The organism is Blastococcus sp. SYSU D01042, from assembly GCF_054050515.1.
In genome coordinates, this window is the sequence record NZ_JBJGZM010000007.1 from 235,917 (window position 1) to 256,878 (window position 20,962).

The 20,962-nt window shown below is 74.9% G+C and carries 22 protein-coding genes; 14 read left to right on the top strand and 8 right to left on the bottom strand.

The window, feature by feature from the left end:
* The first annotated feature begins 65 nt into the window (after nt 1–65).
* From tsf to ACI79H_RS14785, 4 genes are all read left to right on the top strand, one after another.
* Complete coding sequence (gene tsf, locus ACI79H_RS14770) at nt 66–881, top strand: translation elongation factor Ts (protein ID WP_456555153.1); 816 nt, start codon at nt 66–68, stop codon at nt 879–881.
* 99 nt (nt 882–980) lie between these two features.
* On the top strand, nt 981–1,751 hold the full coding sequence (gene pyrH, locus ACI79H_RS14775) for a UMP kinase (RefSeq protein ID WP_456555154.1): 771 nt from the start codon (nt 981–983) through the stop codon (nt 1,749–1,751).
* Nucleotides 1,752–1,821: 70 nt separating this feature from the next.
* Nucleotides 1,822–2,379, top strand: a complete 558-nt coding sequence (frr, locus tag ACI79H_RS14780) for a ribosome recycling factor (protein WP_456555155.1) — start codon at nt 1,822–1,824, stop codon at nt 2,377–2,379.
* A gap of 180 nt (nt 2,380–2,559) precedes the next feature.
* A complete protein-coding gene (locus ACI79H_RS14785) occupies nt 2,560–3,495 on the top strand; it encodes a phosphatidate cytidylyltransferase (protein ID WP_456555156.1) in 936 nt (311 codons plus the stop codon).
* On the opposite strand, the gene ACI79H_RS14790 is transcribed toward ACI79H_RS14785, so the two are convergent.
* On the bottom strand, nt 3,492–4,601 hold the full coding sequence (locus ACI79H_RS14790; RefSeq protein WP_456555157.1) for a GNAT family N-acetyltransferase: 1,110 nt from the start codon (nt 4,599–4,601) through the stop codon (nt 3,492–3,494). The two genes, ACI79H_RS14785 and ACI79H_RS14790, sit on opposite strands and share 4 nt — an antisense overlap.
* An 18-nt stretch (nt 4,602–4,619) precedes the next feature.
* Between ACI79H_RS14790 and ACI79H_RS14795 the strand changes: the two genes are divergently transcribed.
* Nucleotides 4,620–5,261: a TrmH family RNA methyltransferase gene (locus ACI79H_RS14795; protein WP_456555158.1), complete on the top strand. Its 642-nt coding sequence runs from the start codon at nt 4,620–4,622 to the stop codon at nt 5,259–5,261.
* Here the strand turns inward: ACI79H_RS14795 and ACI79H_RS14800 are convergent.
* Together ACI79H_RS14800 and ACI79H_RS14805 are read right to left on the bottom strand one after the other, a co-directional pair.
* Nucleotides 5,258–6,124 (bottom strand): alpha/beta fold hydrolase, encoded by an 867-nt coding sequence (locus ACI79H_RS14800; protein ID WP_456555159.1) that lies wholly within the window; start codon nt 6,122–6,124, stop codon nt 5,258–5,260. The two genes, ACI79H_RS14795 and ACI79H_RS14800, sit on opposite strands and share 4 nt — an antisense overlap.
* Before the next feature lie 29 nt (nt 6,125–6,153).
* A complete protein-coding gene (locus ACI79H_RS14805) occupies nt 6,154–6,921 on the bottom strand; it encodes a polyphosphate kinase 2 family protein (RefSeq protein ID WP_456555160.1) in 768 nt (255 codons plus the stop codon).
* A gap of 88 nt (nt 6,922–7,009) precedes the next feature.
* Between ACI79H_RS14805 and rlmN the strand changes: the two genes are divergently transcribed.
* On the top strand, nt 7,010–8,185 hold the full coding sequence (gene rlmN, locus ACI79H_RS14810; protein WP_456555161.1) for a 23S rRNA (adenine(2503)-C(2))-methyltransferase RlmN: 1,176 nt from the start codon (nt 7,010–7,012) through the stop codon (nt 8,183–8,185).
* The gene (locus tag ACI79H_RS14815; RefSeq protein ID WP_456555162.1) at nt 8,182–8,892 is read left to right on the top strand and encodes a VIT1/CCC1 transporter family protein; all 711 of its coding nucleotides are present in this window, start codon (nt 8,182–8,184) and stop codon (nt 8,890–8,892) included. Before rlmN ends, ACI79H_RS14815 begins: the two co-directional genes overlap by 4 nt.
* 60 nt (nt 8,893–8,952) lie before the next feature.
* Here ACI79H_RS14815 and ACI79H_RS14820 read toward each other — a convergent pair whose 3' ends face one another.
* The 3 genes from ACI79H_RS14820 to ACI79H_RS14830 form a co-directional block, all read right to left on the bottom strand.
* Nucleotides 8,953–9,282 carry a DUF2631 domain-containing protein gene (locus ACI79H_RS14820; protein ID WP_456555163.1) on the bottom strand — a complete coding sequence of 110 codons (330 nt, stop codon included), beginning with the start codon at nt 9,280–9,282 and terminating at the stop codon, nt 8,953–8,955.
* A gap of 134 nt (nt 9,283–9,416) precedes the next feature.
* Nucleotides 9,417–10,388 carry an LCP family protein gene (locus tag ACI79H_RS14825; protein WP_456555164.1) on the bottom strand — a complete coding sequence of 324 codons (972 nt, stop codon included), beginning with the start codon at nt 10,386–10,388 and terminating at the stop codon, nt 9,417–9,419.
* Nucleotides 10,388–11,299, bottom strand: a complete 912-nt coding sequence (locus tag ACI79H_RS14830; protein ID WP_456555165.1) for a hypothetical protein — start codon at nt 11,297–11,299, stop codon at nt 10,388–10,390. The genes ACI79H_RS14825 and ACI79H_RS14830 overlap by 1 nt, the downstream gene beginning before the upstream one ends.
* 158 nt (nt 11,300–11,457) lie before the next feature.
* On the opposite strand from ACI79H_RS14830, the gene dxr reads away from it, so the two are divergent.
* The 5 genes from dxr (at nt 11,458) to ACI79H_RS14855 (ending at nt 18,062) form a co-directional block, all read left to right on the top strand.
* The gene (dxr, locus tag ACI79H_RS14835; protein WP_456555166.1) at nt 11,458–12,660 is read left to right on the top strand and encodes a 1-deoxy-D-xylulose-5-phosphate reductoisomerase; all 1,203 of its coding nucleotides are present in this window, start codon (nt 11,458–11,460) and stop codon (nt 12,658–12,660) included.
* The gene (locus tag ACI79H_RS14840; RefSeq protein ID WP_456555167.1) at nt 12,612–14,009 is read left to right on the top strand and encodes a M50 family metallopeptidase; all 1,398 of its coding nucleotides are present in this window, start codon (nt 12,612–12,614) and stop codon (nt 14,007–14,009) included. The genes dxr and ACI79H_RS14840 overlap by 49 nt, the downstream gene beginning before the upstream one ends.
* Nucleotides 14,010–14,073: 64 nt before the next feature.
* Entirely contained in the window at nt 14,074–15,234 is a 1,161-nt protein-coding gene (gene ispG / locus ACI79H_RS14845; RefSeq protein ID WP_456555168.1) for a flavodoxin-dependent (E)-4-hydroxy-3-methylbut-2-enyl-diphosphate synthase, read from the top strand.
* A gap of 25 nt (nt 15,235–15,259) precedes the next feature.
* Complete coding sequence (locus ACI79H_RS14850) at nt 15,260–16,138, top strand: GNAT family N-acetyltransferase (protein WP_456555169.1); 879 nt, start codon at nt 15,260–15,262, stop codon at nt 16,136–16,138.
* A gap of 31 nt (nt 16,139–16,169) precedes the next feature.
* Complete coding sequence (locus ACI79H_RS14855; RefSeq protein WP_456555170.1) at nt 16,170–18,062, top strand: penicillin-binding transpeptidase domain-containing protein; 1,893 nt, start codon at nt 16,170–16,172, stop codon at nt 18,060–18,062.
* On the opposite strand, the gene ACI79H_RS14860 is transcribed toward ACI79H_RS14855, so the two are convergent.
* Together ACI79H_RS14860 and ACI79H_RS14865 are read right to left on the bottom strand one after the other, a co-directional pair.
* Nucleotides 18,059–18,526 carry a ferritin-like domain-containing protein gene (locus ACI79H_RS14860; protein ID WP_456555171.1) on the bottom strand — a complete coding sequence of 156 codons (468 nt, stop codon included), beginning with the start codon at nt 18,524–18,526 and terminating at the stop codon, nt 18,059–18,061. The genes ACI79H_RS14855 and ACI79H_RS14860 overlap by 4 nt on opposite strands.
* Nucleotides 18,527–18,538: 12 nt before the next feature.
* Nucleotides 18,539–19,018 (bottom strand): hypothetical protein, encoded by a 480-nt coding sequence (locus tag ACI79H_RS14865; protein WP_456555172.1) that lies wholly within the window; start codon nt 19,016–19,018, stop codon nt 18,539–18,541.
* A gap of 206 nt (nt 19,019–19,224) precedes the next feature.
* Between ACI79H_RS14865 and rimP the strand changes: the two genes are divergently transcribed.
* Entirely contained in the window at nt 19,225–19,899 is a 675-nt protein-coding gene (gene rimP / locus ACI79H_RS14870; RefSeq protein ID WP_456555173.1) for a ribosome maturation factor RimP, read from the top strand.
* Nucleotides 19,896–20,962 (top strand): transcription termination factor NusA (nusA, locus tag ACI79H_RS14875; RefSeq protein WP_456555174.1); only part of this gene is annotated, 1,067 nt, incomplete at its 3' end. The genes rimP and nusA, both read left to right, overlap by 4 nt.

Genomic DNA, 20,962 nt, shown 5'->3' on the forward strand with positions numbered 1-20,962 from the left:
GGGGCAGCGCCGCGGCACGCCCGCACCACTCTCTCCGCAGCACCACAGACCACAGAGGAAGTGACATGGCTGAGTTCACCGCAGCCGACGTCAAGCGTCTCCGCGACGCCACCGGCGCCGGCATGATGGACTGCAAGAAGGCCCTGACCGAGGCCGACGGCGACTACGACAAGGCCGTCGAGCTGCTGCGCGTCAAGGGCGCCAAGGACGTCGGGAAGCGCCTCGAGCGCTCCACGACCAACGGCATCGTCGCCAGCAAGGGCGGCGCGCTGCTCGAGCTCGACTGCGAGACCGACTTCGTCGCCAAGAACGCCGACTTCATCGCCCTCGCCGAGCGGCTGCTCGAGATCGGCGTCAGCAACGGGGCGGCCGACGCCGCGGCGCTGCTGGCCACCGAGGTCGACGGCCAGACCGTCGCCGCGCTGGTCGAGGGCGAGTCCGCCCGCATCGGCGAGAAGCTCGTCCTGAGCCGCTTCGCGATCTTCGAGGGCACCACGGCCACCTACCTGCACAAGCGGGCCACCGACCTGCCCCCGGCCATCGGTGTCGCCGTGCAGTACAGCGGTGGCAGCGAGGACGCGGCCCGCAGCCTGGCGATGCACATCGCCGCCGCGCGCCCGCGCTACCTCACCCGCGAGGAGGTCCCGGCCGAGGCGGTCGAGACCGAGCGCCGCGTCGCCGAGCAGACGGCCAAGGAGGAGGGCAAGCCCGAGCAGGCGATCAGCAAGATCGTCGAGGGTCGGGTCAACGCCTACTACAAGGACTTCGTCCTGCTCGAGCAGCCGTCGATCACCGAGCCCAAGCGCACGGTCAAGCAGATCGTCGACGAGGCCGGCCTGACCGTGGAGCGCTTCGCGCGCTTCGAGGTCGGCCAGGCGTAAGGCACTGCGCACGGCAGTCGGCCCCGCTCCCCTCCGGGAGCGGGGCCGATCGTCTGTGCGGCAGGATCAACCAACCGATGTCGAACGAGGGATGACGCGTTGACCGACACCACCGCACCGCTGTCCGCGCCGACCGCGTTCCAGCCCGCCGACGGCGACGGCTACAAGCGGGTGCTGCTCAAGCTCTCGGGCGAGACCTTCGGCGGGGGCAAGGTGGGCGTCGACGCCGACATCGTCCGCGGCATCGCCAAGCAGCTCGCCGAGGTCATCTCGCGGGGCACCCAGGTCGCCGTCGTCATGGGTGGCGGCAACTTCTTCCGCGGCGCGGAGCTCTCGCAGGCCGGCATGGACCGCACCAAGGCCGACTACATGGGCATGCTCGGCACGGTCATGAACTGCCTGGCGCTGCAGGACTTCTGCGAGAAGGAGGGCCTGGAGACCCGCGTGCAGTCGGCGATCACGATGGGCCAGGTCGCCGAGCCCTACATCCCGCGCAAGGCGATCCGGCACCTCGAGAAGGGCCGGCTGGTCATCTTCGGCGCCGGCGCCGGCATGCCCTACTTCTCCACCGACACCGTCGCCGCCCAGCGCGCGCTCGAGATCGAGTGCCAGGTGCTGCTCATGGGCAAGAACGGTGTCGACGGCGTGTACGACGACGACCCGCGCACCAACCCCGACGCCGTCATGTACGACGACCTGGACTACACGACGGTGCTGGCCAAGCAGCTCAAGGTGGCCGACGCCACCGCGATCAGCCTGTGCATGGACAACCAGATGCCCATCGTGGTGTTCAACCTGCTGCGCGACGGCAACATCGCCCGGGCGACCGCAGGTGAGAGGATCGGCACGCTGATCAGCCAGCCGGCCTGACGCCGGCGCACGATCGCACCAGACGAGGACGACGGCGGCCGCGGTCCGGCCGCCGCAGGAGGGACAACCCGTGATCGACGACACCCTGCTCGATGCCGAGGAGCGGATGGACAAGGCTCTGTCGGTCGCCCGCGAGGACCTCGGCTCGGTCCGCACCGGACGGGCCGCGCCCTCCATGTTCAGCAAGATCATGGTCGACTACTACGGCGCCTACACGCCGGTGCCGCAGATGGCCTCGATCACCGTGCCCGAGGCGCGCATGGCGGTCATCAAGCCCTACGACATGAGCCAGCTCTCGGCCATCGAGAAGGCCATCCGCGACAGCGACCTCGGCGTCAACCCGACCAACGACGGCCAGATCGTGCGCGTCGTGTTCCCGCAGCTGACCGAGGAGCGCCGTCGCGACCTGGTCAAGCAGGCCCGCGCCAAGGGCGAGGACGCGAAGATCGCCATCCGCAACATCCGCCGCCGCGCCAAGGACGAGCTCGACCGCATCGCCAAGGACGGCGAGGCCGGCGAGGACGACGTCCGGCGCGCGGAGAAGGAGCTCGACAACCTCACCGAGCAGCACGTCGCGCACGTGGACGAGGCGATGAAGAACAAGGAGTCCGAGCTGCTCGAGGTCTGACCTCCGAACGGCTCCGAGCCCATGACACCCCCAGCCGCCGACCGCCCGGGCTCCCTGCGCCCGGGAGCGCAGCCGTTCCCGCCCGCGGCTCCCCGAGCCGGACGGGCCGAGGGCGACACCGGGCCGGTCTCCCGGTCCCGCTCGGTGCCCCCGCTGCCGCCCCTGCCGTCCCGGTCACCCGTGACCGTGCCCGACGCGACGGTGGAGGCCCCGGCGGTCCACCCCGCGGACGCCGAAGCGGACGAGGCGCAGGGTCCGGCCGACGTCCCGGCCAGCGAGCTGCCGGAGACCGAGAAGCCGGTGCACGGCCGGGCCGGCCGCGACCTGCGGGCCGCCATCGGCGTCGCCCTGGGTCTGGTCGCCCTCATCCTCGCCTCGCTGCTGATCTGGCGCGGGGCGTTCGTCGGCCTGGTGGTCGTCGCCATCCTCGTCGGCGTCGTCGAGCTCACCCGCGCCCTGCAGGCCGGGTCCTTCCGCGCACCCCTGGTGCCGCTGCTGGTCGGCGCGGCGGCGATGTTGGCGCTGGCCTGGACCCGCGGTGCCACGGGGCTGGTGACCGGCTTCCTCGCCACCGTCCTGGCGGTGCTGCTGTGGCGGCTGGCCGACGGCCCGGCCGGCTACCTCCGCGACGCGTCGGCGGGCGTGCTGGTGGCGCTCTACGTCCCGCTGCTCGCCGGCTTCGCCGTCCTGCTGACCGTGCCCGACGACGGCGTGGCCCGCGTGCTCGCGTTCATCGCCACGGTGGTGTGCAGCGACGTCGGCGGCTACGCAGCGGGTGTGCTGTTCGGCAAGCACCCGATGGCGCCCTCGATCAGCCCGAAGAAGTCCTGGGAGGGCATGGCCGGCTCGGTGCTGGCCTGCGTGACGATCGGCGTCCTGCTGTTCACCCTCACCTTCCACGAGCCGTGGTGGGGCGGTGCCCTCTTCGGTCTGGCGATCGCGGTCACGGCCACGATCGGCGACCTGGGGGAGTCCCTGATCAAGCGCGACCTCGGCATCAAGGACATGGGCAACCTGCTGCCGGGGCACGGCGGGCTCATGGACCGCCTGGACTCGCTGCTGCCCTCCGCCGCGGTCGCCTACCTGCTGCTCTCGCTGCTCGCCCCGGTCGGCTAGGCCGGGCGGCTCACCGACCAGGTGCGGCCCACCTCGGTGAACCCGCGGCGGGCGTACCAGTGCCGCGGCCAGTCGTCGGCCACCGCCTCGAGCACCACGAGGTCGCAGCCCTGCTCGCCGGCGAGCTCCAGCGCCCGGGTGAGCAGCGCGTCGGCGTGCCCGCGGCCGCGGGAGGCGGGGTCGGTCATCACCGCTTCCACCGCCGCCGTGGCGCCGTCCACCCGCAGCTGCGCGGCGGCGACGACCCGGCCCATCTCGCGCACCGCCAGGTCGGTGACCGCGACGACGCGGTCGTTGAGACGCTCGCGTGCGACGAGCTGGGCGACGGTGGCGTCCAGCCGCTCGATGCCGGCCAGGTCGCGCCGCCACGAGCTGTCCCACAGGGCGTGCACCTCGGCCTGCGGCACGGTCTCCACCCGGTCGGTCGCGACCTCCGGCCGCGGGTCGGGGGAGCGGGCCATGAGCACCAGCTCCTCGACGGCCCAGCCCGACCGGGCCAGCTCCGCGGCGACCGGCCCGGCGCCGGGCCAGACGAGGTGCGCTGCGCGGTGCGGCCAGCCGGCGTTGCCGCCGACCTCCTCCGCGGCCGCCGCCACCGTCGCGGCGTCGACCGCGGAGGTGAGCAGCAGGCGGTTGTTGTCGTAGGACGCGACGACGTCCGGGTCGAGCACGGCCACCCCGCCCGGCACGTCGCCCACGCCCACGGCCCGGCGCACCGGCAGGGACGTGCCGAGCGCCACCGCCCGGCCGAGCGCGTCCGCGGGGGAGGGCAGCACAGGCTGCAGCGGCGGCCGGTAGGGGACGACGGCGACGACGGCGCGGGTCGGCAGCGGGCCGTAGAGGTGGGGGAAGAGCATCCCGGCCGGGTCCTCGGGGCGCCCGGGCTCCAGACGCACCGGATCGGCCAGCCGGGCGGGGTCGACGACGAGCAGCACGAGGTCCCGGCGACCCGGGAACAGCGCCTGCGCCGGGAGGTGCACCTGCTCGGGCGTCGACAGGTGGACGAACCCGACCGAGTCCAGCGACGGCGGCCGGACCGCTCCGTCGGCCAGCGCCGCCCGCCACGCGCCCGGCTCGATGAGGTGGACGTAGACGTCGGCAGCCACCCTGCGATCCTGCCTGGCGTGCCCGACGACGAGCTGCCCGGACCCACCGACTGGGGGACGACGGTCGGCGTCGGCCCGTGGGCGGGCCCGTGGCCGGAGGATCCCCGCTACGACCCCGAGCTGCTCGCCGGCGGCGACCGGCGCAACGTCGCCGACAGGTACCGGTACTGGTCGGTCGAGGCGATCGTCGCCGACCTCGACCGCCGCCGGCACGGGTTCTCCGTCGCCATCGAGAACTTCGGCCACGACCTGAACATCGGCACGGTGGTGCGCACGGCCAACGCGTTCCTGGCCGCCGAGGTGCACATCGTGGGCCGGCGCCGCTGGAACCGCCGGGGCGCGATGGTCACCGACCGGTACCAGCACCTGCACCACCACCCGGACGTCGGTGCGCTGCTGGCCTTCGCCGCCGCGGAGCGGCTGCCCGTGGTGGCCGTCGACAACCACCCCGGCGCTGTGCCGATCGAGACCGCCGTGCTGCCGGAGCGCTGCCTGCTGCTGTTCGGGCAGGAGGGCCCGGGCCTGACGGAGGAGGCGCGGGCGGGGGCGGATCTCACCGTCTCCATCGCCCAGTTCGGCTCGACCCGCTCCATCAACGTCGGCGTCGCGGCCGGCATCGCGATGCACGCCTGGGTGCGGCAGCACGCCGCCATCGGCTAGCCGGCGAGCACCTCCCGCAGCCGGGCGGCGAAGGCCTCCGGCTGGCCGGCGTAGCCGTGCTCGCCGCCCATGAACCCGCCGTGGTGGCTCGGGAAGACGGTGAGCTCCTGGCCGAGCAGCTCGGCGGTCGCGGCGGCGGTGCGCCAGGTGAGCGTGCCCCGCGACTCGGTCCCCGCGGCGATCACGACCCGGGTCGGCGCGGCCTGCAGGGCGGCGACGTCGGGCCGGTAGGCGGTGACGGCGTTGGAGGCACCGGACAGCAGCGGGTCGGTCCGGTTGCCGTCGTCCTCGGCGGGCAGCCCGGAGGTCTCCGGCGCGGGCAGCTCGAAGTCGTCGGTGAACTCGCCCTGCCGGCTGGTGAGGGCCAGGAAGCCGGCCATGCCGGCTCCCCAGCCGCGCTCGGCGTACGCCCGCTGCACCGCCCGCTCGGCGGCGAAGACCTGCTCGGCGTCGGGCAGCACGGCGACCAGCGGGGGCTCGTGCGCCACCAGGGTCCGGACGTCGCCGGGACGGGCGGCCACCCAGGCCAGCGCGGTGACCGCGCCGCCGCTGCTGGTGAGCACGTCCACCGGGCCGGCGCCCAGCGCGCCGACCAGCCGGTGCAGGTCGTCGGCCTGCTGCTCCGGGTCGTTGGTCGAGCGGCCGTCGGTGCGGGCGCTGCGGCCGAGTCCCCGCGGGTCGTAGGTGACCACGGTCCGGTCGGGGAAGAGCTCGGCGAAGGTGGCGAACCCGGCGGCCTCCATGGGCTGCCCGATCATGAGCAGCGGGGCCTGCCCGTCGGCGGTCGGGAGCGGGCCGCGGACGTCGTAGGCGAGGACGGCACCCGGCACGGGCAGCGTGCGGGTGGTGAGCACGGTGGTCATGCCGGTCCGACCGCCGCCCGCCGCGGAACTCATCGGACCGGCGGACGGTCGGCGTCGATGCCGCGGGCGGTCAGCGCCCGTTCGATCGCCTCGCAGACGGTGCGCACCACGAACACCCGCGCCCACCGCTTGTCCTCGGCCGCGACCACGTGCCAGGGGCCGGCGGGGTGGTCGGTGCGGTCGAGCATCTCCTCGACGGCGGCCTCGTAGTCGGCGCGCTTGTCGCGGTTGCGCCAGTCCTCGTCGGTGAGCTTCCAGGCCTTGTAGGGGTCGTCCCGGCGCGCCTCGAACCGGCGCAGCTGCTCCTCGGCGGAGACGTGCATCCAGAACTTGACCAGCACGGTGCCCTCCGCGGCCAGCGACGTCTCGAGGTCGACGATCTCGCCGTAGGCCCGGCGCCAGGCCTCCTCGGGGGCGTAGCCCTCGACGCGCTCGACGAGCACCCGGCCGTACCAGGTGCGGTCGAGGACGGCCATCCCGCCCCAGCCGGGCAGCACCGGCCAGAACCGCCACAGGAAGTGGTGCCGCTTCTCGTCGTGCGTGGGTGCGGCGAACTGGGCCACCCGGGCGTGCCGCGGGTCGAGCGGCTCGACCAGCCGCTTGATCGCCCCGCCCTTGCCGGAGGCGTCCCAGCCCTCGAACAGGACCAGCAGCGGCGGGCCCAGCTCGCCCGAGCCGATCTGGCCGCCCAGCAGCAGCCGCAGGTGGGTCAGCCGCTGCTGCGCGGCGGCGAGCTGGTCCTTCGCCTCCTTCCCGTCCAGCGAGGCGGTCAGGTCGACGTCGGCGAGCCGGCTCATGCCCGGAGCCTGGCACGTTTCGACCGGTGGGGTGAGTTCGGTCTCCGGACCGGACCGCCGCGGCCGGGAGTGGGACGATGGCAGGGCCATGACTGCCCTGCCCCTCGTCTTCGACGCCCCCCGCCGCGGCAAGCCGCCGCGCCACCTCGCCGACCTCACCCGCGAGGAGGCACGGGCGGCCGTCGCCGAGCTCGGGCAGCCGGCCTTCCGCGCCGACCAGCTGGCCCGGCACTTCTACCGAGGCATCACCGACCCCGAGCAGATGACCGACCTGCCCGCGGCCGTCCGCGAGACGCTGACCGAGGCGCTGCTCCCGGGTCTGCTCACCGTCGTCCGGCACCAGACGGCCGATGACGGGCGCACCCGGAAGACGCTGTGGCGGCTGCACGACGGCGCGCTGGTCGAGAGCGTGCTCATGCGCTACCCGGGCCGCGCCACCGTCTGCATCTCCAGCCAGGCCGGCTGCGGCATGGCGTGCCCGTTCTGCGCCACCGGCCAGCAGGGCCTGACCCGCAACCTCTCCGCGGCCGAGATCATCGGTCAGGCGGTCGCGGCGGCCGCCGCGATGGCGAACGGCGAGGTGGCCGGCGGTCCGGGCCGGCTGTCCAACGTCGTCTTCATGGGCATGGGCGAGCCGCTGGCCAACTACCCGCGCGTGCGGAAGACCCTCGACGCGCTGCTCACCCCGGCGCCGCACGGTCTGGGTCTCGGGCAGCGCTCGGTCACCGTCTCCACCGTCGGGCTCGTGCCGGCCATCCGCCGGCTGACCGACGAGGGCCTCAACGTCACCCTCGCGGTGAGCCTGCACGCCCCGGACGACGAGCTGCGCGACACGCTCGTGCCGATCAACACCCGCTGGAAGGTCGGCGAGGTCATCGACGCCGCCGACGCGTACGCGAGGAGGACCGGCCGCCGCTACTCCATCGAGTACGCGCTCATCCGCGACGTGAACGACCAGCCCTTCCGGGCCGACCTGCTCGGGGAGCTGCTCACGGGGAAGCTCGCGCACGTCAACCTCATCCCGCTCAACCCGACGCCGGGCAGCCGCTGGGACGCCAGCCCGCTGCCGGCCCAGCGCGAGTTCGTCGCCCGGCTGCGCGCCGCCGGCGTGCCGACGACGGTGCGCGACACCCGCGGCCAGGACATCGACGGCGCGTGCGGCCAGCTCGCGGCGGCCGACCGCGTGGACGGGGTCCCCACCGTCGCGGTGCCCGCCCCGTCCCTGGAGCCGCCGGTGGAACTGGGCGCCGAGAGCGACCAGTGACCACGACCGACGCCGAGGCCCACGAGCACTCGCACGCCGACGTCTCCGGCGGCTGGCTGCGGGCCGCCGTCTTCGGGGCCATGGACGGGCTGGTCACCAACACCGCGCTGGTGGCCGGCGTGGGCGGTGGTGGCGCGGCGCCGCGGGCGATCGTCCTGGCCGGGACGGCCAGCCTCGTCGCCGGCGCGATCTCCATGGCGCTCGGCGAGTACACCTCGGTCAGGACGCAGAACGAGCAGCTCGACCTCGAGGTCGAGAAGGAGCGCCGCGAGCTCGAGCGCAACCCCGAGGGGGAGCTGGCCGAGCTCGTCGAGATGCTGCGCGTGCGAGGCGTCGACGACCGCCTCGCACGGCAGGTCGCCGTGCAGCTGTCACGCGACCCGGAGACCGCGCTGCGGCTGCACGTCGTCGCCGAGCTCGGGGTCAGCGCTGAGGACCGGCCCTCCCCGTGGGTGGCGGCGGTGTCGTCGTTCCTGACGTTCTCGACCGGAGCGGTGATCCCGCTGGTGCCCTACCTGCTGGGCGCCTCGCTGCTGTGGGTGGCGCTGCTGTGCGGGGGGATCGGCCTGTTCGCCGCCGGCGCCCTCAGCGCCCGGTTCACCCCGCGGCCCTGGTGGTACGCCGGGCTGCGCCAGCTGCTCTTCGGCGCGGCCGCGGCCGGGATCACCTACGTGGTCGGCTCCGCCATCGGCGTCGCGGTCGCCTGAGCCGCTCAGCACGGAGGCCGGTCCCCGCGCAGGGGAACCGGCCTCCGGTCGAGTGCTGGGTCAGCGGCTGCGCCAGGCGTTCCGCCGGCGGACGATGTCCCACACCAGGATGATGATCATGATCGAGGCGGCGCCCAGGACGAAGAGGTCCTCGACCCGGCCCTCGTGGTTGCCCACCAGGTAGCTCAGGGTGACGAGCACGGCGATCCAGGCGCCGATGCGGCCCTTCTTGCCGGTCTCCCCGTGCCAGCCCCAGTCGGCCGGCTCCTCGTGCTCGGTGAGCGGGCGCGACGCGGCGCGGACCACGCCCTCCTCGCGCCCGGGCTGGTTGACCCGCTCGGTGCCCGGGTGGTCGATCGAGATCCGGTCCCGGTGGGTCTGCTCGCTCACGTGCTCTCCTCGCTGGCGCTCGCCGCGCTCGCGACGATGCTGGGTCCGTCGTCAGCCGGCGTTCTCGCTGACACCTGCATCCTGCCAGGCGGGGGAGCGGTCCACCGGTCAGGGCGGCCGGGCGGTCGTGAGGTTCAGCCGCGGCAGGACAGCCCCGCGCCGGAGACGGCGGCCGCGGTCCCCGCGGTGGGCAGCCGGAGGAGGGCCTCCCCGGCCGGGGGGCCTGCCGGGAGCACGGTGACCTCGGCCAGGTCCGCCCGGGCCACGGCGAGGAGATCGTGGAGCGAGGTGCCCGGGTCGCGGGCCACCGCACCGGATGCGGCCCAGGCGAGCCCCTGCAGCCGCCAGGGCCGGTGGACGGTGTCGCGCACCCGGTCCAGCAGGGCTCCCAGCACCTCGGCCGCCGTGGCGGCCCGCCCGTCGGGGTCCACCGGTGCCGGCACCCAGGCGTCGCCCGCGCGCGCTTCGGGGTGCCGGGACCGGACCAGGGCGAGCGCCGTCGCGCCGTCCACGGTCTGCCGGCCCGAGCGGGTGAGCAGCAGCCCGGCCTGAGGGTCGCGGACGGGTTCCGGCACGTCCAGGTCCACACCGCCGACGGCGTCGACGACGTCGGTGAACCCGGCGAGGTCGACGGTCACCAGGTGATCGGTGGGGATCCCCAGCCCGCACAGAGCAGCCACCGTGGTCTGCGGCCCGCGCAGCCAGCTCAGCGCCAGCCGTCCGGTGAAGCCGTCGCCGGTGACCAGCAGGTCGCGGGGGACCGACAGGACCTGCGTGGCGGCGTCGGTCTCGTGGACCACCAGCACGACGTCGGCACGGCTGCCCGGCACCTCCTCGGGCGTCCCGAAGGCCGCCGCGTCCGCGCCGGCGGGCAGTGCCTCGCGGGAATCGAGCCCGACCAGCACCCAGGTGCGACCGGCCCCGTCGTCACCGGGCAGGTCGACGGCGACCTCCCCCACCCGGGCGGAGAGGAGGGCGGCGTCGGCACCGGCGGCGAGGAGGGTCAGCAGCACGGTCGCGACGGCCGCCCGGCGCCACCTCCGGGACGACGGCCGACGCCGGCCAGGGCGGGCCTGGCCGGCGTCGGGATCGTGCGGTGCGGCCATCAGCCCTGCACGGCCCCCGGGGACCGGCGACGCGCGACGAGCACCAGGCCGCCACCGGCGGCGAGGGCGCCCAGGCCGAGGCCCAGCGGCAGTGCGACGCTGGCACCGGTCGAGGCCAGGCGGGCCGAGCCGGTCGTGGCGGGAGCAGCGGCGGCCACCGCGAAGGCCTCCTGGAAGTAGGTGCCCTTGTCGCCCTCGTAGACCAGCGTGTGGTCGCCGACCGGCGTGCCCGCGGGGACCGTGAACTCGACGAGGACGGTGCCCGACCCGTTGGCCGTGAAGGAGCCGACCCGCTGCGGGGTCGAGTTGAGGGTGACCGTGACGAGCTCGAAGGGCTTGAAGCCGGTGAGCACCTTCACGACCTTCTGGCCCAGCGGGGCCCGGTCACCCGTCGCGGCGCCGGTGTCCGGGCTGGCGACCCCGGGTGTGATGGCCGCCGCGCCGCGAGGGGTGCCGGGCGCGGCGGACGCCGCGGGTGCGGCCGGCGGGGGAGTCGGCGCCGGGGCCGGGGCCGGGGCCGGGGCCGCCGAGGGCGCGGCCACCGTGATCGTGAAGTCGGCGTACTCGAAGCCGTCGGTGTACCAGTCGCACACGGCGGCGTAGGTGTAGGTCCCGACCTCCGTCGGCGCGGTCGAGGTCACGGTCCACGAGCCGTCCGCCGCCGCTTCCTCGGCGTCGGCCGACTGGGCGCCGACCGCGAGGAAGACCACGCCCACGGCGTCGTGGTCGGGGTCCTCGGAGATGCAGGCGGTGCCGGAGACGGTGTAGGTCGCGCCCGGCGCGACGGTCGTCGAGCTGACGGTCACGGCGGGGGCGGCGAGCGCGGTGGGGGCCACCGCGACGCCGAGGGCGGCGGTACCGAGGGCGAGGCCGGCGGCGGTGAGCGCGCGGCGGGTGGGGAGAGGTGGCATGACGAGCCTTCCGTGGCGTCTGCGACCCGGGGCTGGGCCGTCACCAGCGACATCGGCACGAAATCGTCTCGCTTGAGGCGAGGTGATCACTTCGTGGGACACAGGTGCCGACCGGGACCGGGATGCCCGGTCGACGGCGGTGTTGGCAGGATCGCGGCATGAGCGAGCCGCGTGAGGTCACGGTCCTCGGGTCCACCGGCTCGATCGGCCGGCAGGCGATCGCCGTCGCCCGCCAGAACCCGGACCGGCTGCGCATCACCGGGCTCGCCGCGGGCGGTGGGGACGTCGGCACGCTGGCCGAGCAGGCGCTGTCCCTGGGCGTGCGCACGGTCGCCGTCGCCCGGGCCACCGCCGCGCAGGACCTGCAGCTGGCCTTCTACGCGGCGGCGTCGCAGCGCGGCTGGTCGCGGGGCGAGTACGCGCTGCCCGAGATCCTCGCCGGTCCGCGCGCCGCCGAGGAGCTCGCCGCCCGCCCGGCCGACGTCGTGCTCAACGGGATCACCGGCTCCATCGGCCTGGGCCCGACGCTGTCGGCGCTCCGGGCGGGCCGCACGGTCGCGCTGGCCAACAAGGAGTCGCTGATCGCCGGGGGAGACCTCGTGCTCGCCGAAGCGGCGCCGGGTCAGCTCGTGCCCGTCGACTCCGAGCACTCGGCGCTGGCGCAGTGCCTGCGCGCCGGCGAGCGCGAGGAGGTGGCGCGGCTGGTCCTCACCGCCAGCGGCGGCCCGTTCCGCGGGCGCTCGGCCGCCGAGCTCGAGGCGGTCACCGTGGCGCAGGCCATGGCCCACCCGACCTGGGACATGGGCCCGGTCATCACCATCAACTCCGCGACGCTGGTCAACAAGGGCCTGGAGCTGATCGAGGCCCACCTGCTCTTCGGCATCCCGTACGCCGACATCGACGTCGTCGTCCACCCCCAGTCGATCGTGCACTCGATGGTGACCTTCGCCGACGGCGCGACCATCGCCCAGGCCAGCCCGCCGGACATGCGGCTGCCCATCGCCCTCGGCCTGGCATGGCCCGACCGGCTCCCCGACGTCCAGCCGGCGCTGGACTGGACGACGGCGAGCACCTGGGAGTTCATGCCGCTGGACTCCGAGGCGTTCCCGGCCGTCCGGCTGGCCCGCAGCGCGGGGGAGACCGGTGGCGTGGCACCGGCGATCTACAACGCGGCCAACGAGGAGGCGGTCGCGGCGTTCACGGCGGGTCGGCTCTCGTTCCCAGGGATCGTGCAGCTCGTCGCGCGTACCCTCGACGAGGCGCCGGACCTCGGCGCCCCCACGCGCGTCGAGGACGTCCTGGCCGCGGAGAAGTGGGCCCGGGAGCACGCCCGGGGAGTCATCGCCGGAGGCATGAGCTGAGCGGGTTCCTCCTCACGGTCCTCGGGATCGTCGCGTTCGCGCTGGGCCTGCTGTTCAGCATCGGGTTCCACGAGTACGGGCACTTCTACTGGGCCCGGAAGTTCGGCATGCGCGTGCCGCAGTTCTTCGTCGGCTTCGGCCCGACGGTGTTCTCCCGGCGCTACGGCGAGACCGAGTTCGGCATCAAGGGCGTCCCGCTGGGCGGCTACATCCGCATCGTCGGCATGATCCCGCCGGCGGAGGAGGGCGAGAGCAAGCGCGCCACCCGCATGCGCAGCTTCATCGCCGAGGTCCGGGGGCAGGCGCTCGACGACGTCCTGCCGACCGACGGCGACCGCGTCTTCTACAAGAAGCCGTGGTGGCAGCGGATCATCGTCATGTTCGCCGGGCCGTTCCACAACCTCGTGCTGGCGGTCCTGTTCTTCACCATCGTGCTCACCGCCTTCGGCGTCCCGGGCGCGACGACCACCGTCAGCGCCATCCCCGAGTGCGTGCTGCCGGCCGACGCCGAGGTCCGGGAGTGCGCGGACGACGCGGCGCCCTCGCCGGCCGCCGAGGCCGGCATCCAGGTGGGCGACACGATCGTCGCCGTCGACGGCACCCCGGTGTCCCCGGACGCCGGCACCGCCGAGGACGACGAGGTCAGCGGCTGGCAGCAGGTCCAGGAGGCCATCCGGCGGAGCACCGGCACCCCGGTCGTCCTCACCGTCGAGCGGGGGGAGGACGGCGCCACGCGGCAGGTGGACCTGACCGTCACCCCCATCGCCAACACCGTCCGCGTCGACTCCGACGGCGACGGGGAGGCCGACGGCACCGAGACGGTCGGCTACGTCGGCGTCCAGGCGGCGCAGTCCTACGTGCGGCAGCCGGTGACCGCGGTCCCCGGGTTCATCGGGGACTACGTCGTGCGGGCCGTCGACCGGCTGGCCGAGATCCCGCAGCGCGTCCCGGCGCTGTTCCGCGCCGCCTTCCTGGGCGAGGAGCGCGACCCGCAGGGCCCGATCGGCGTCGTCGGCGTCGGCCGGATCTCCGGTGAGGTCTTCGCGTTCGACGACTTCAGCACCACGGAGAAGGTCAGCCTGTTCTTCCAACTGCTGGCCGGGATGAACCTGGTGCTGTTCCTGTTCAACCTGCTGCCCGTCTACCCGCTGGACGGCGGGCACGTCGCCGGGGCGCTGTACGAGAAGGCCCGTGCCACAGTGGCCCGCGTGCGCGGGCGGCCGGACCCGGGGCCCTTCGACATCGCCCGGCTGATGCCGGTGGCCTACGTCGTCGCCGGGTTGTTCCTGGTCCTCTCGGCGCTGCTGTTCATCGCCGACGTCGTCAACCCGATCACGCTCGCCGGCTGACGGTCGGGCCGAGGTCACAGCGCCGTCGACGGCGCGGCGTCGCCGACAGGGGATACTGGTGGTCATGGCGATCCCCGTCGGTCTCGGCATGCCCGCTGCACCCCCGCCCGTCCTCGCTCCGCGGCGCAAGACCCGCCAGCTCGACGTGGGCGGTGTCGGCGTCGGCAGCGACTTCCCGGTCAGCGTCCAGTCGATGACGACGACGAAGACCGCCGACGTCAACGCGACGCTGCAGCAGATCGCCGAGCTGACCGCCTCGGGCTGCCAGATCGTGCGGGTCGCGGTGCCCGACACCGACGACGCCGAGGCGCTGCCGATCATCGCGAAGAAGTCGCAGATCCCGGTCATCGCCGACATCCACTTCCAGCCGCGCTACGTCTTCGCCGCCATCGAGGCCGGCTGCGCCGCCGTCCGCGTGAACCCGGGCAACATCAAGAAGTTCGACGACAAGGTCGGCGAGATCGCCCGGGCGGCCAAGGACGCCGGCATCCCGATCCGCATCGGCGTGAACGCCGGCTCGCTCGACAAGCGCCTGCTGGCCAAGTACGGCAAGGCCACCCCCGAGGCGCTGGTCGAGTCGGCGCTCTGGGAGTGCTCGCTGTTCGAGGAGCACGACTTCCGCGACATCAAGATCTCGGTTAAGCACAACGACCCGGTCGTCATGGTGCGCGCCTACGAGCTCCTGGCCGCCCGGTGCGACTACCCGCTGCACCTCGGCGTCACCGAGGCGGGCCCGGCGTTCCAGGGCACGATCAAGTCCGCCGTCGCCTTCGGCGCGCTGCTCAGCCAGGGGATCGGCGACACGATCCGCGTCTCGCTGTCGGCGCCACCGGCCGAGGAGGTCAAGGTCGGCAACCAGATCCTGGAGTCGCTGAACCTCAGGCAGCGCGGGCTGGAGATCGTCAGCTGCCCCTCCTGCGGGCGGGCCCAGGTCGACGTCTACACCCTCGCCAACGAGGTCACCGCCGGTCTCGAGGGCATGGAGGTGCCGCTGCGCGTCGCCGTCATGGGCTGCGTCGTCAACGGCCCCGGCGAGGCGCGCGAGGCCGACCTCGGCGTGGCCTCGGGCAACGGCAAGGGGCAGATCTTCGTCAAGGGCGAGGTCGTGAAGACCGTCCCGGAGTCCAAGATCGTCGAGACGCTGATCGAGGAGGCGCTGCGCATCGCCGCCGAGCAGGCCGACGCCGGCGTCCCGTCGGGGCCGCCCGTCGTCTCCGTCAGCTGACCGGCTCGGACCCCGCCCGCCGCTCGTGCTCCGATCGACAGGGTCATCCGCCCACCCCACCACCCCGTCGGCTCGCGTCCTGGACGAGTCCGACGAGTCGGCCGTCCACCGGCTGCTGGCCACCGACCCCGTCGCCGCCTGCGTGCTGGCCGGCCGCGTCGAGCTGACCGGCACCGCGCCCGCGGCCGTCGGGGCCCCGCTGTGGGGCGTCGGCTCCGGCCGCACCCTGGAGGCGGTGTGCCTGGCGGGGGCCAACCTGATCCCGTTCGCCGTCCCGGGCGCCGAGCGGGCCGCCGCCGCGGCGTTCGCCGACCGGGCCCGGCGGGCCGGGCGCCGCTGCAGCACCATCGTCGGACCGGCCGCCTCGGTCGCGCCGCTGTGGGACCTGCTGGCCCCCTCCTGGGGGCCGGCCCGCGACCACCGGCCTCGGCAGCCGCTGATGGCCATCGCCGGACCACCGGCCGTCGCGCCCGAGCCGCGGGTCCGCCCCGTCCGGCCCGAGGAGCTCGACGTCCTCCTGCCCGCGGCCGTCGCGATGTTCACCGAGGAGATCGGGGTCAGCCCGCTGCGCGTGGACGGCGGGGCGGGCTACCGCGCCCGGCTGGCCGAGCTGGTGCGGGCCGGGCGCTCGCTGGCCTGGATCGAGGACGGCGCGGTGGTGTTCAAGGCCGAGATCGGGGCGGTGAGCCGGGCGGCCTGCCAGGTGCAGGGCGTGTGGGTCGCGCCCTCCCACCGCGGCACCGGGATCGGCGCAGCCGGCACCGCCGCGGTCGTCGAGTACGCCCGCGCGACCCTCGCCCCGGTGGTCAGCCTGTACGTCAACGACTACAACACCGCCGCCCGCGCCGCGTACCGCAGGGTGGGTTTCGACGAGGTCGGGCAGTTCTCCAGCGTGCTCTTCTGAGAGGGCCGGGTCCGTCTGAGAGGCTGCCCGGGTGCGCGTCCGATCCGGCTCCGTCCTGCTCACCTCGCTCCTGCTCGCCGGCCCCGTCCTGGCCGCCTGCTCGGGTGGCGGTGAGGACGAGGTCCGCGAGACCGCGCAGGCCTTCCTCGACGACTGGGCGGGTGGGGACGCCGGAGCCGCGGCGGAGGCCACCACCGACCCGGACGCGGCCACCGCGCTGCTGGAGCAGACCGCGACCGACCTGCCCGACGCGCAGCTGACCGCGGAGCTCGGCGAGGTCACCGTCGAGGACGGCACCGCCACCGCCGACTGGACGGCGACGTGGGCCCTCGCGGCCGCCCCCGACTGGCGCTACGACGCCACCCTGCAGCTGGAGGAGGGCGACGACGGCTGGGCGGTCGTCGCCGAGCCGACCCTCGTGCACCCCGAGCTGGCCGAGGGCCAGCACCTGGAGCTGGCCCGGTCGCTGCCGGAGCGCGCCCCGATCACCGACGCGTCCGGCGCGCCGCTGTTCACCCCGACCGAGGTGGTCAACGTCGGCGTGGACCCCGGCCAGGTGACCGACCTGCCGGCGCTCGCCGCCGCCCTGTCCGCCGCCACCGGCATCGCCGCCGAGACCATCACCGCCGACGTGCAGGCCGCCCCCGCCGGGCAGTTCGTCCCGGTGATCACCCTGCGCCGGCCGGCCTTCGAGGCGATCCGCGCCCAGGTCTTCGACCTCCCGGGTGCGGTCTTCCCGACCGACACCCGCCTGCTGGCGCCCTCGGCCCAGTTCGCCGAGGCGCTGCTCGGCCGCGTGGGCGCCGCCACCGCGGAGATCCTCGAGGAGACCAGCGAGGACGGCGAGCCCCGCTTCGCCGCCGGCGACCAGCTCGGCACGTCCGGTCTGCAGCGCGCCTACCAGGAGCAGCTCGCCGGCACCGCCGGCTTCACCGTCCGGGTGGTCGCACTCGACGAGACCATCGCCGACGAGGGCCGCGAGATCGCCGCCGTGGAGCCGGTCCCCGGCGAGGCGGTGCAGACGCCGCTGGTCCCGGCCGTGCAGAACGCCGCCGACGCCGCGGTCGCCGCCGAGGCGCGCCCCACCCACCTCGTCGTGGTCCGCCCGGGCACCGGTGAGCTGCTGGCTGTCTCCTCCAACGAGGTCGCCGACGCCGGCAACGCCCTGGCCGGCCGCTTCCCGCCCGGGTCGAGCATGAAGACCATCACCGCGACCGCTCTGCTCTCGACCGGGACGCTGATCCCCACCACCGCCGTCCCGTGCCCCGGGACGACGGTCGTGGAGGGCCGTGAGTTCGAGAACCAGGACCAGTTCGACCTGGGCACCGTGCCGTTTACCGAGGCCTTCGCCGAGTCCTGCAACACCACCTTCATCCAGCAGGGGCTGCAGCTGCCCGACACGGCGCTGGCCGACGCCGCGGCCGCCTACGGCGTGGGCACCGACTGGCAGCTGCCGGTCGACGTCTTCTCCGGCAGCGTGCCGCGCGACAGCACCGGCACCACCAAGGCCGCGAACGCGATCGGACAGGGCCAGGTGCTGATGAGCCCGGCGCAGATGGCGCTGGTGGTGGCCGGGATCGCGGGCGGCACGCCGGTCGCCCCGGTCGAGGTCGTGGGTGCCGAGCCGGCCGGCACCGTGCCCGCGGGCCCCGGGCCGCAGGTGCTCGACGCGCTGCGGCCGATGATGCGGCAGGTCGTCCTCACCGGCACCGCCGCGGCGCTGGCCGGCCGCGGCGAGGTGTTCGGCAAGACCGGCACCGCGGAGTTCGGCACGGCCACGCCACCGGAGTCGCACGGCTGGTTCGTCGGCTACCGCACCGACGGTGCCGCGGGGCCGATCGCCTTCGCGGTCCTGGTCGAGGCGGGGCAGTCCAGCACCGCCGCCGTCGCGGTGGCCGACGCCTTCCTGGGGGGACTCGGCTAGTCCGCCGGCAAGCCGGGCAGGGACCGGGTGACCGGGGTCTGGCCCGCGGCGGCGCGCCACGAGACGGCGCGCACCTCGGCGCCGGTCAGCGCCTCCAGCGCGAGCTCTCGGGTGCTCCGCTCGGCGGCCTGGTCGAGCACCCGCACCCAGGCGGCGGCGACGCCGTCCTCGAGGACGACGGCGAGCGCGGCGGCGTCCACGGGGGAGAGGACCGGGAAGGGGAGCGCGTAGGCGCCCTCGGCCGGCGGCGCCGGCACCGAGCGCTCCGCGAGCAGCGTGACCACCCGGTCGCGCACGTCGCGGTGGGCGGTCTCGGCCGCGCCCGCAGTGCCGCGCGAGCCGGCGTCCAGCGCCGCGCCGACGACTCCGTAGCCCCAGACCGCTGTGTGCTCGGCGCCCAGCGCCAGCACCAGCGCGTCGTCCTCCGCCCCGAGGTCCCGGGTGCCCTCCGCGCCGTCAGCCACGACCGCTCCCCGTCATGCCAGTCGTCCGTCCTGCCCGCGCAGCCCCGCGGCGATGGAGCCGAGGAGGGCCGCCCGGGCGCCGGACTGGTCCACGCACGCGGTCGCGTGCGAGTCGGCCGCCGCCGCCACCTGGGCGCGCAGCCAGGGCCGCGCCTCGGCGGGGGACGGCGGGGTGCCGGGGGAGGTGGAGCTGGGTGTCGCCCCGGGCGCCGCGGCGCGCAGCCGCTCGAGCTGCTCGGCGGCCTGGGCGGCGAGCTCGGCGACCGCGGCGGCCAGCGCCGGATCGGCGGCACCGGCGGCCGTGTAGGCCGCGACCAGCGTCTCCTGCACGCCCACCTGCCCGAGCAGCGCGTCGGCCTGCGCCCCCGTGACCTGCTCGCGCTCGTCGGTCGGCGCGGAGGTGCAGCCCGCGGCGACCAGCGCGAGCCCGGCGGCCGAGGCGGCCAGCAGGGTGCGCCGGGAGAAGCCGCGCGGGGAGGGGAGGGAGGACATCGCCGCCATCCTCTCAGCCGCGGGTCGGCCCCGGGCGGACGACGGGGCCGGGCGGGTCCCCGCGTCGGGTTCCCGGTGCCCGTCCCGACCCTCTGCCCCGGGCGGTAACCTGGCCTCTTCCCCTCGGAACCCCGACCCGGCGCACCGGGGGCGGGTCCGGGGACGCGCTCCGCACCCTGCGGCCGCCCGAGCCTGAGGAGGTAGCCGTGTCCGCCTCTCGTGGCACCCCCCGCACCGACCCCGCCACCGCCCGGCTCGCCGGGTGGATCGCGCCCGCCGTCGAGGCCGCGGGCTACGACCTCGAGGAGCTCGTGGTGACCCCGGCCGGCCGGCGCAGCGTCGTCCGGGTCGTGGTCGACCGCGACAACGGGGTGACCCTCGACGACATCGCCGAGGTGAGCCGCGCGGTCTCCGACGTGCTCGACAGCAACGACGACGGGATGGGGCGCACGCCCTACGTCTTGGAGGTCACCAGCCCCGGTGTCGACCGGCCGCTCACCGAGCAGCGGCACTGGCGGCGCAACACCGGCCGGCTGGTCACCGTGGCCGTGGGCCCCGGGGGCTCCGGCGACCAGGTGACCGGGCGCGTCACCGCCGTGGACGACGCCGGCGTCGAGCTCGCGGTCGAGGCGAAGGGCAAGCCCGGCGCGAAGAAGCGGCCGCCGACCCCGCGGCACGTGCCCTGGGCCGAGCTGGGCGCCGGCCGGGTGCAGGTGGAATTCGGCCGCGCCACCGCCGAGGACGACGTCGTCGCCGACGACGACCTCGACGAGGACGACCTGCTCGACGAGCTGGTCGACGACGACATGGACGACGACCCGGGGCACGGCGAGGACGTCGTGCGCGGGAGCGCGCCGCAGGCGCGAGGAGGAGCACAGTGAACATCGACGTCACCGCGCTCAAGGCGGTCGAGCGGGAGAAGGGCATCCCGGCCGACACGGTGATCCAGGCCATCGAGACCGCGCTGGTCACCGCCTACCGGCACGCGGACGGCGCGGCCAAGCACGTCCGCGTGCACGTGGACCGCAAGAGCGGCGAGGTCGCGGTGCTGGCCCAGGAGCTGGGCGCCGACGGCGAGGTGGTCCGCGAGTGGGACGACACCCCGACCGACTTCGGGCGCATCGCCGCCAGCACCGCCAAGCAGGTCATCGTGCAGCGGCTGCGCGACGCCGAGCACGAGCAGACCTTCGGCGAGTACGCCGGCAAGGAGGGCGACATCGTCAGCGGTGTCGTGCAGGCGCACGACCGCCGCAACGTGCAGGGCACCGTGCTGGTCGACATCGGCAAGGTGGAGGCGGTGCTGCCGCCGACCGAGCAGGTGCCGGGCGAGGACTACGCCCACGGCAGCCGGCTCAAGGCCTACGTCGTCTCGGTCGCGCGCACCTTCCGCGGCCCGCAGGTGACCGTCTCGCGCACGCACCCCCACCTGGTGCGCAAGCTCTTCGCCCTCGAGGTGCCCGAGGTCGCCGACGGCAGCGTCGAGATCGTCGCCGTCGCCCGCGAGGCCGGGGCCCGCTCGAAGATCGCCGTCCGCACCAAGGTGCCCGGGCTCAACGCCAAGGGCGCCTGCATCGGCCCGATGGGCCAGCGGGTGCGCAACGTCATGAGCGAGCTGCACGGCGAGAAGATCGACATCGTCGACTGGTCGGACGACCCCGCGACCTTCGTCGCCCAGGCGCTCAGCCCCGCACGGGTCACCGAGTCACGGGTCGTCGACGCCGCGGCGAAGGCCGTGCGCGTCGTCGTCCCGGACTACCAGCTGTCGCTGGCGATCGGCAAGGAGGGGCAGAACGCCCGGCTGGCCGCGCGCCTCACCGGCTGCCGCATCGACATCCGCAGCGACGCCCAGGCCGACGACGCCGCCGCGGCGCCCTCCCCGGGCGTCGGCCGGGCCCCCCTCCGCTCGGGTGCGCCGGCCGCCGCTCCCGGTGCCCGGCCGGCCGG

What these genes read in the sequence shown, in the direction of transcription:
- tsf (WP_456555153.1), top strand. Translation starts at nt 66, where the DNA reads ATGGCTGAGTTCACCGCAGCCGACGTCAAGCGTCTCCGCGACGCCACC.
- ACI79H_RS14800 (WP_456555159.1), bottom strand. Translation starts at nt 6,124, where the DNA reads ATGACCACCGTGCTCACCACCCGCACGCTGCCCGTGCCGGGTGCCGTC.
- ACI79H_RS14805 (WP_456555160.1), bottom strand. Translation starts at nt 6,921, where the DNA reads ATGAGCCGGCTCGCCGACGTCGACCTGACCGCCTCGCTGGACGGGAAG.
- rlmN (WP_456555161.1), top strand. Translation starts at nt 7,010, where the DNA reads ATGACTGCCCTGCCCCTCGTCTTCGACGCCCCCCGCCGCGGCAAGCCG.
- ACI79H_RS14825 (WP_456555164.1), bottom strand. Translation starts at nt 10,388, where the DNA reads ATGGCCGCACCGCACGATCCCGACGCCGGCCAGGCCCGCCCTGGCCGG.
- ACI79H_RS14830 (WP_456555165.1), bottom strand. Translation starts at nt 11,299, where the DNA reads ATGCCACCTCTCCCCACCCGCCGCGCGCTCACCGCCGCCGGCCTCGCC.
- dxr (WP_456555166.1), top strand. Translation starts at nt 11,458, where the DNA reads ATGAGCGAGCCGCGTGAGGTCACGGTCCTCGGGTCCACCGGCTCGATC.
- ispG (WP_456555168.1), top strand. Translation starts at nt 14,074, where the DNA reads ATGGCGATCCCCGTCGGTCTCGGCATGCCCGCTGCACCCCCGCCCGTC.
- ACI79H_RS14865 (WP_456555172.1), bottom strand. Translation starts at nt 19,018, where the DNA reads ATGTCCTCCCTCCCCTCCCCGCGCGGCTTCTCCCGGCGCACCCTGCTG.